This window comes from Citrobacter sp. NCU1 (assembly GCF_010231475.1).
Taxonomy (GTDB): domain Bacteria; phylum Pseudomonadota; class Gammaproteobacteria; order Enterobacterales; family Enterobacteriaceae; genus Citrobacter_D.
Genome location: NZ_NRDO01000031.1, coordinates 1 through 1,855 on the forward strand (window position 1 = coordinate 1; position 1,855 = coordinate 1,855).

General features: G+C 59.1%; 2 protein-coding genes. Both read right to left on the reverse strand.

Going from position 1 to position 1,855, the window contains the following annotated elements:
* Positions 1–253: 253 nt before the first annotated feature.
* Positions 254–1,306, reverse strand: a complete 1,053-nt coding sequence (locus CJP72_RS09645) for a 3-keto-5-aminohexanoate cleavage protein (protein WP_162380648.1) — start codon at positions 1,304–1,306, stop codon at positions 254–256.
* 76 nt (positions 1,307–1,382) lie between these two features.
* Complete coding sequence (locus tag CJP72_RS09650) at positions 1,383–1,844, reverse strand: TauD/TfdA dioxygenase family protein (protein WP_238340038.1); 462 nt, start codon at positions 1,842–1,844, stop codon at positions 1,383–1,385.
* Between the last annotated feature and the right edge of the window lie 11 nt (positions 1,845–1,855).

Consider the following 1,855-nt stretch of genomic DNA (forward strand, 5'->3'; position numbering starts at 1 on the left):
GGAAAGACGGCGTTGAGCACCTGACGCGACATATAGTCGGAAATCAGCAGTCCAAAAGTCAGCGCAAAAACTACCCAGGCATAACGACGCGGAACGGTAACTTTGCTCGCGTCGTCATCGTTGTTGATATGATACGTAGCCATACAGTCCCTCATTCATCTGCCCGCATCGCATCGCGCTCAGGACAGTGACCTTTATTGCAAACCGAACTTGTCAGGCCGCCCCATAAGCCCAGAGGGGCGGCACATCTCGTTTAGCCGCGTTGCGGCACGCCTTTCTCACCCGCCTTGCGATTCGGTGCCATGCCATTGGCCAGCAGGGTCTGTTCGACGCTGTCGTACTGGACGCCGATACGATAGATGGCGCGAGCTTCCTTGCCGTTCGCCACCTCGCGCCCCAGCTCATGCGCCACCCGCACGCACTGCTGGATCTGCTCGACAGAACTCATGCGCTGACCGTGCTGGCCAATGATGGTGTCCTCGATGCCGCAGCGCGGGTGCAGGCCCATCGCCATCGCCATCATGTTGAACGGCAACACATTCTTGAGCAGGGATTCGGCGGTCAGAGTGCAACCATCAGGCGCGCGCTGGACGAAGTTCATGAAGTTGAACGGGTTGGGGCCATCAAAACCGCCACCGATACCGATCCAGGTCAGATTGAGCGGGCCCATGAAGATACCTTTGCGCACCAAACGCTCCAGGGTTTCGAAGGCGTGCATGCCGGTCAACTGAAAGTGCGGCTGAATGCCGTGGGCCTGTAGACGCCGGAGGTGCTCTGCGACCCAGGCCGGACCCGCCGGTACCGTCATCTCGCTGTAAGCAGCCTGCAAGGCCGGGTTGGCCAGGGAGGTGCCTTCCAGGTATTCCGGATAGAGCAGTTCCATAATGTTCATCTGGGTCGTATTAATGGCGACCGTGACCTGATCCGGCTTCGGCGTCAGCTCAGCCAGCATGTGACGGGTGTCGTCTGATAGCCACTTGGCTGCCTCGCCATCACTTTCCGGGGCGAAAGATATGGAGCCACCGACCTGAATTATCATGTCCGGCACGGCCTTGCGCACTCCGGCGATCAGCTCGTTGAACTTGGACAGACGCTTGGAACCTGTACCGTCCAGCTCACGCACATGCAGGTGCAGCACGGTCGCACCGGCTTCGTAGCAATCCACCGCCTTCTGGATCTGCTCCCCCATAGTGACCGGGATGTCTTCCGGGAAGTCTTCCGGCGCCCACTCCGGGCCGTAAGGGGCCACGGTGATCACGACCTTTTCCATGTTCTCCGGGTGCAGGGAATCGTCAAAAAATTGCATCTATTCTCTCCTGGCATAGTAGGGTTTTGATGAGTCGTTGATTCACCCGGGCACGTCGCCCGGGTGGAGGTGCAATCTAGAAGGGCCTGTCACCCATGATCCCAGCCCGCTCCATCTTGCGGTGGCTAGGCGGGTAGTCCATGGCGGCATAGTGCTGGGTGCTGCGGTTGTCCCAGATGGCGATGCTGTCGGACTGCCAGCGCCAGCGTACCTGGTATTCGGGAAGATAGGCCTGGCTAATCAGATAGCGCAGCAGATCGCTACCGCCCATGTTGTAGTCCTGCCCGTAGCGAACATGTTCCGGGGTATGGTAGTTGCTGAAGTGCGTAGTGAAGGCGTTGACGAACAGGATCTTCTCGTCCGTCTCCGGATGGGTACGCACCACCGGGTGCTCCGCATCCGGGAACTGCGCTTTGAGCGCCAGCCGTTTCTCGATAGGGATGGCCGCCCCAAAGCTGGACTCCAGACTATGGTATGCACGCAAGCTTGCTATCTTCTGTTTGATCTCCTCCGGCAGGTTCTGCCAGGCCACCACCATATTGGCCCAGA

What these genes read in the sequence shown, in the direction of transcription:
- CJP72_RS09650 (WP_238340038.1), bottom strand. Translation starts at nt 1,844, where the DNA reads ATGGTGGTGGCCTGGCAGAACCTGCCGGAGGAGATCAAACAGAAGATA.
- CJP72_RS09645 (WP_162380648.1), bottom strand. Translation starts at nt 1,306, where the DNA reads ATGCAATTTTTTGACGATTCCCTGCACCCGGAGAACATGGAAAAGGTC.